This is a genomic window from Rheinheimera baltica (assembly GCF_030731985.1).
Lineage (GTDB): Bacteria > Pseudomonadota > Gammaproteobacteria > Enterobacterales > Alteromonadaceae > Alishewanella > Alishewanella baltica.
Genome location: NZ_JAPJDY010000014.1, coordinates 45,437 through 52,406, shown reverse-complemented (window position 1 = coordinate 52,406; position 6,970 = coordinate 45,437). Strand labels below are relative to the sequence as shown.

Sequence of the window (6,970 nt, the reverse complement as noted above, 5' to 3'; positions counted from 1 at the left end):
ATTCGCTATGCGAGAGTAGTTCACCGCCAGGCTCCTAATACTAAGCCCCGCTCATCGAGCGGGGTTTTTTTATGCCTGATATTTAGTGATGATAAATTTCAATTCAGGCTGTCATGGCTTAACAATCTTTATAAAGCACCGTCAGTTGGCTTCTTAGATACAAAAAAGCCCGCATTGCGGGCTAATTAATTAATGCTAATCTATTAATTTCGAAGCAGATTGCCGTGTATATCATATCGCCATTCTGCATTTAACAATATCGATAGGTAAGGCTTGGCTTTATCCGATGAAATTGCTTTTATAAAGTGGCCATTTTTATCTAAAAATATCAGCCATTCTTTCGCTGTTGAACTAAATTCACGCTCGGAAAGCTGAATATGCATGCCAAGATATTGTGAGATATTACTACGCCAACCATATTGTACTTTGAAAACGTAATTGCTTGCGTAGTCAGGGTGTAAATAGTTGGCTTGTTGAACAGCATTTAGCAAGTTTTTATCCGTAACACTGACTAATGCAATGGCGTGACTGCTGGCAATAAGTTGTTTTACAGCATTTTGCTCAGCGTTTGAACGTACTTTAGCTGACGTTGTTTTGCTACGTAGGCCATTTTCAATGGGCATAGAAATTTCTAGGGAGAATAAAGCGACTTCATAGCTGTCCATTAATACCTGTAGGCCTTTACCATCCATACAGTCTTTAGGTGGAACGATGCTGCTTTTAGCTCGCCTTGTTAGCATGTTATCTGCAGCAAGTAACTGCTCGATATTTTGGCTGCCAACTCTTTCTTGTAGTAATGCCAACATCTTAGATTCAGATTTATCTCTCATGACAAGTTCTGGTTCGCCTGCCTTTGCAGGTTCTTTGCATTGTTGATAAAAACGATTAATTTCTGCTGAGTGAAGTGCACTACTGATAGCCGATTGTAAGGTGCGTTTTTCTGATGACGAATAGCTGCTGGCAATGGCTGGCATTGATGAAAGCGCACTAAGTAGCGGTAACACAATAAACATATAAAAATACCTACGAAATGTTGGCGGCACCATAGCCTGACTGGATAAAAAAAGAAAGGTTTTACTGGTTTGATCTGTCTGAAATGTTAATTTTATCAATCATATTTACGTAGTAGCGTGACAATATGATTAATACATTCTTTTTTGCTGACAAACGAGTAGCATTGTAAGACAACAGACCAATCTGATTGCTGCCATAATAACGCCGAAAGAATCTGATGTAACTGTGAGTCTGGCTGGTATTTTTGTTGGTCGAACCATTGAAGTAACAGCGGTCTTATTAGTTCGAACGGGCGTTTTCCCTCACGGAATAAACTTAATTGTTCAAGTTCATTGTGAGTTAACGGTTTTTGTTTTTCAGGTTGAGCTAACATCAATGCTAACTTACTACTAAGTGAAGGATATTGCGCAAGGGCTCGATATAGTTGATGGCCAAATCGCTGTTGTAGATTTAAAGGTATATCCGGCGAGGCACTTACTGAGCGAAGCATAAGAATAGAATACTCTGCACTAGCCTTGTCAAAGGTTGAGCCTAATCTTACCGGCAGATATGATGAATGCTGCCAAAATTTGACTAAATTGGCTGTGGCCCCAAAGCTAGTGCCCAGATAATCTATCTCAGCTATTTTTGCTGTTTGATAAAGCTGTTCGAGAAGCATGGCGCCGAGTTTTTGTCGCTGCAGTGTTGGTTGTACAGCAATGCGCATGACTCGCCATAACGTCGTTGTTGCTAATTGTGGTTGGGCAAGATGAAACGCTAAACTCTGGGCTAGCAGGTGCCCTTGTACCCGGCGCTGCGCATGATAAATTTTCGTGCAAAGCTCAGCGGGTAAGTTGCCTTCATGACTAATCAAAGCGCAAGCTAGCAGTTGATCTTCCTGCTGTAATGTCATTACAGTAAGTTGAGGGTTATCTAGCAAAGCGGCTAAATCTTTTATTTGTGTTTGATAGTGCGCGAGGCTAAGCAGACCGAAAACCTGCTGCAATTTATCTGGATGAGTAAGCCAGTCTATTGCGCTGTAACAGATGAACTTTATAACGCCATTGGGCGCGTATGAAGGCTGCTTACTGGTTTTATTCAGCAAGAAACCGTGAAAGGTTAACTGTTCTAATGGGTCGGCTGCTTGATACCGAATAGCTTGGTGCATATGCAGTTTATGCCAGCCAGGACATTGTTCTGATAAATATTGCTGGAAGCGAAGCTGAAATCCCCGACCTGTACCTTCGTAGCCGTGCTCTGTCGTTGCGAACACGATACGGCTAAATCGGCCAAGTAATTGTTGCAACACGGGAGCTGGAATTGCAGCGGCCTCATCTATTAGCAGCAAATCTGTCTTAAAGGCGCTGCGTAACAGCTCATCGTAGGGAACAAACTGTAATTGATGCTGCTGATCAGCCGTGGCTAGCATCTGAAAGTGCTTTAACGCGGTTTGCGCAGCCTGCGGTGATGGTGCTGTAATAAGTATGTGTTTATTTTCTCCCGCAAGCTGCGCCGCAGCGATACCTAAAGCAGCTGACTTACCGCGTCCACGATCTGCTGTTAATACTAATGGCCGACGGCGATGGCCAGTAACCACTTTCATAATGGCTGCAACTGCGTGTTGCTGCTCGTCGGTAATACAAGGCGGTGGAACGTTTTTTAATGCAGGCAAGGCCGGCCAGTCAAGTTGTTGTATCAGGTTTTCATTATGCAAAATAAGTACATTTTGCTGCTGCAATTGCTGTAGCCAGAAAGGTAAAAACTGCCCAACATGATTATTGGCGTTTATTGGATAAGGTAGCAGGCTTTTGTGTGCCGTATTTGGCTGCATTATCCAAGATGAAAAAGGTGGACAAAGTAGTAACCAAATGCCGCCCGCTTTTATGCATCCGGCAGACGCTGCAATTAAATCTGCAGGAAAACCATTGAATGCGTTGATCACCAAAACATCACATTCACTGCCAAGCAGCTGGTAATTGTGTTTGCCGGTTAAGTTTGTAGCATCAGTGGGCGCCTGCTCACCTATCCAATACAGTGTTTTATAGTTGATTAAGCCAAGTAGCTGCCGAGATACATCGAGCATTGTATCCTGCTCGCCCTGCCATACTATCGGCAAGCGTATATGCAACTGCGAGGCTTGCCGTTGCCATTGTTGTAGCTGAGTTAATAATGCCGGCAGTGGCATTTAACCTACTGCCTGTAACCGGGCATAAGCCGTTACCAACCATTTACTGCCCAAGCCATCGAAGTTGACTTGAATGCGTGATTGGCTGCCCGTACCTTCATAATTGAGTACTGTACCTTCACCAAATTTATCATGCAGTACACGCTGCCCTAGCTTAAAACCGGTATTTTCAAAAGCAACATGTGAGGCTGCACTGCCAAAACGGTTAAACTGTGTCGGCCGGCTCACCTGAGTTGTAAGACGGATTTCTTCCAGATACTCTGCTGGAATTTCACGAATAAACCGCGATGGTTTGTGGTATTGCTCCTGACCATATAAACGGCGGCTTTCGGCATGGGTTAAGTACAGCTTTTTCATCGCCCGTGTCATGCCGACGTAGCACAGCCGTCGCTCCTCCTCTAACCGAGTTGGGTCATCGCCACTTTGTTGGCTGGGAAACATGCCTTCTTCCAGGCCACAGATAAACACCAGCGGGAATTCCAGCCCTTTGGCACTGTGTAGTGTCATCAGTTGTACAGCATCGGAATGTTCCTCTGCCTGATATTCGCCGGCTTCCAGCGCGGCTTGAGACAAGAAAGCCGCTAGGGGCGTCATATCTTCAGCACGACGTTCATCAAAATTCTGACAAGCAGTAATTAATTCGTTTAAGTTTTCAATACGGGTTTCGGCTTTTTCGCCTTTTTCTGCCTGATACATGGCATACAAGCCGCTTTGTTTAATGGCATGTTCGGCTTGCTCATGCAGTGGCAAATCCACTACTTGAGAGTCAAGTTGTTCTATCAATTGCATAAAGTTATCGATGGCGGTAGCAGCACGGCCGGCTAACTGCTTTTGTGCCAGCATTTGTTGTAAGCTTTGCCATAGTGTTTGTTGCTGGCTGCGGGCATATTCACGCACTTTATTTAAGGTTGTATCACCAATGCCGCGTACCGGAGTGTTTATAACACGCTCCAGCGCAGCATCATCCTGACGGTTATGCAACAGGCGCAAATAGGCTAGTGCATCTTTAATTTCCTGCCGTTCATAAAAGCGCAGGCCGCCGTAAATACGGTAATGTAAACCTTCCTGAATTAACGCTTCTTCCAGTACCCGCGATTGGGCATTGTTACGATACAAAATGGCGGCTTCACTTAGCCTGTCGCCCTGTTTGTGCCAGTCTCGAATTCGGCCAACAATAAAACGCGCTTCGTCCAGTTCATTAAAAGCGGTATATAAAGAAATTACCTCGCCCTGTGCACCATCGGTCCACAAGTCCTTACCAAGCCGACCGGTGTTGTTGGCAATAACCGCATTGGCAGCTTTTAAAATGGTTTCGGTGGAGCGGTAGTTTTGCTCCAATCGGATTGTTTCTACATCAGGATAATCTTTTAGGAAGGTTTGAATATTTTCTACCCGGGCACCACGCCAACCATAAATAGACTGATCATCATCGCCAACAATCATCACTTTGGCCGTGCTACCGGCCAACAGACGCAGCCATTGATATTGAATAGCGTTGGTATCTTGAAACTCGTCTACCAGTATATGGCGAAAACGTTGCTGATAATGGCCACGTACTTCGGCACTTTTCTTTAATAACTCGAAGCTGCGCAGCAGTATTTCTGCGAAGTCTACCAAGCCTGCCCGGTCGCACATATCCTGGTAAGCGGCATAAATTTTTACCATTTGTTGCAGGCTAAAATCACCTGCTGCGTCAATCATCCCAGGGCGCAGGCCGTCATCTTTGCGGGCATTAATAAACCATTGAATTTGCTTGGGTGGCCAGTGTTTCTCATCCAGGTTTAATGCTTTTAGTACACGCTTTACCAGCCTATACTGATCATCGCTGTCAATGATCTGAAAGCCCTGTGGTAAGCCCGCTTCCTGATAGTGCGCCCGCAACATACGGTGCGATAAGCCGTGAAAGGTGCCCATCCACAAGTTGTTTAAACTAACACCAATGGTGCTTTCAATACGGCTGCGCATTTCTTGCGAGGCTTTATTGGTAAAGGTCACCGCCAGCAAACTAAAAGGCGCTACCCGTTCTACCTGCATTAACCAGGCTAAGCGATGTACCAGTACGCGGGTTTTACCACTGCCGGCACCAGCCAGCACCAGCATGTGCAGCGGTGACGCGGCCACTGCGTCGCGTTGTTTATCGTTTAGCCCGTCGAGCAGGTAAGATACATCCATTAGTTCGTCTCGCTATTAACAATGGTCGCCATTATAGCAGGCAAAAGCGAGGCGCCAAGTTAAGCTGGAAATTTAGTGGATAAATAACCAGTTACTCTCAAAATCAGTACCGCACTTATCACATTGCAGCTTTTTACAGAATCGGGAAGGATAACAGCCAGCGTGATGCTACTATTAGAAACAGCTCATGCTATCTCTCGGCAACGTTAGAAATCAAGGTGATAAATTGGTTAGAACGTTACTCTTGGCTCTGCTCATTGTTTTCTCTCAAGTGCAGGCGGCGACGCTTACACTGGCGTTTGACACGCCGGGCATCGAAATTTCAACTCAAAAGCAACTTAAGCTGATACAGCGCGTTGCTGAGATTAGTAATGCGGATATCCGTATTGTTACTAGCGGAAACTCTGCTGAAGCAGATTTGCTTTTGACTACAAGGCCATCTTTAAACTCCTGGATATTCAGCCAGATTGTTGTGAGCTATGTACCATCACTTATCGCATTGTCTCTGCAAGATGTGGATTTGCTGTCAGGTGCCAAAATTGCACAACTGCCCAGAGCCTATACTTTAGCTGACAGTGATGTGGATCGCATTCCAGTAGATAGTAATGTGCTGTCTTTACTTCAGGCAAAACGATATGACGTTATTGTCGAAGTCAGTAGTGGTGTATTTCAACACGACATTAAGTCGCAGTTATATCGGCACAGTCTTTATCCCGGTCGGTATATTCGCTTAGCAATGAAGACCAATGGGTTAAAGGATGGCATCGAGCAACTGGCGCAAAGCCATGCCAATACTGAAGTTAAACTTCTCGATGAGTCTGCTAGGCCTGTAAAAATTCAATTGATTGCAAAGTCTTTTAATCCAGATAAATACTTGTTGCAGGAAACTACAGAAGACTTAGGTTTTTTTTCATTATTGCAGCAGCAATTACCGCAGTCTTTTCTAACGTCTGTTGTCACATCGACAGCGGATGCTGCAGCAACATTGCAGCAACCGCTACCCGCTTGCATCGTCAATTATCGGAAAAGAGCTGATCGTGATCATTTGATTTTTTCACTACCCACTCAGGTTTACTTAGGACCCAGGCTTTATGTTGCAAAGACAAACCCCCTTGTTGGCACCTTGACGGCGCTGTTGGAGGCAGGGGCGGAGTTGTCGTTTCAGAACATCGCCAGGCACGCACCAATGACAAGATTGGCAACGCTAGAAGCGCTGAAGCAAGATGTCTCGGTACCCAATGCCATTGAACAGCAGCACCATTTTTTACCTCTATTGCGTTTTGATAGTTCAGTCAGTTTGTTACAGCGCAATAGAGTCGACGGGCTGTGGATATACCCGGTGATGTTTAGATTTAGCCTGGATGACGTCGCTAATGCCAGTGATTTTAGTAGCTTTATATTGCAAGAAACGGCCAAAACGACGCCGGTATATCTTGCCTGCAACAACACTGTTGAAACGCATCAGTTAATTGAAAACCTTAATCAATTACTTTCTGATGCTCGCTTTCTGTCTAAACTGTTAACGCACTACTCCATAGGGCTAAATCCAGCGGATGCCGCCGACTACTCAAGGCAATACAGGCAAGCGTTAAAAGATGCCGCGCAGTAGCGCAAAGTGCC

General features: G+C 45.1%; 5 protein-coding genes. 2 read left to right on the top strand and 3 right to left on the bottom strand.

Annotated elements, in window-relative coordinates; translation table 11 throughout:
• Positions 1-189: hypothetical protein (locus ORJ00_RS18535; RefSeq protein WP_306140538.1), on the top strand; the 189-nt coding region annotated here is incomplete at its 5' end.
• A gap of 14 nt (positions 190-203) precedes the next feature.
• Here ORJ00_RS18535 and ORJ00_RS18530 read toward each other — a convergent pair.
• The 3 genes from ORJ00_RS18530 to uvrD all read right to left on the bottom strand — a co-directional run bounded on the left by ORJ00_RS18530 (position 204) and on the right by uvrD (position 5,350).
• Positions 204-1,013, bottom strand: a complete 810-nt coding sequence (locus ORJ00_RS18530; protein ID WP_156885952.1) for a hypothetical protein — start codon at positions 1,011-1,013, stop codon at positions 204-206.
• Positions 1,014-1,108: 95 nt separating this feature from the next.
• On the bottom strand, positions 1,109-3,178 hold the full coding sequence (locus ORJ00_RS18525) for a tRNA(Met) cytidine acetyltransferase TmcA (RefSeq protein ID WP_306140537.1): 2,070 nt from the start codon (positions 3,176-3,178) through the stop codon (positions 1,109-1,111).
• Positions 3,179-5,350 (bottom strand): DNA helicase II, encoded by a 2,172-nt coding sequence (gene uvrD, locus ORJ00_RS18520; protein ID WP_305976778.1) that lies wholly within the window; start codon positions 5,348-5,350, stop codon positions 3,179-3,181.
• 226 nt (positions 5,351-5,576) lie between these two features.
• Here uvrD and ORJ00_RS18515 point away from each other — a divergent pair, with 226 nt between their 5' ends.
• Positions 5,577-6,959 (top strand): hypothetical protein, encoded by a 1,383-nt coding sequence (locus ORJ00_RS18515; protein WP_306140536.1) that lies wholly within the window; start codon positions 5,577-5,579, stop codon positions 6,957-6,959.
• Positions 6,960-6,970 lie beyond the last annotated feature (11 nt).

Coding starts and splice junctions, on each gene's coding strand:
- uvrD (WP_305976778.1), bottom strand. CDS start 5,350: ATGGATGTATCTTACCTGCTCGACGGGCTAAACGATAAACAACGCGAC.
- ORJ00_RS18530 (WP_156885952.1), bottom strand. CDS start 1,013: ATGTTTATTGTGTTACCGCTACTTAGTGCGCTTTCATCAATGCCAGCC.
- ORJ00_RS18525 (WP_306140537.1), bottom strand. CDS start 3,178: ATGCCACTGCCGGCATTATTAACTCAGCTACAACAATGGCAACGGCAA.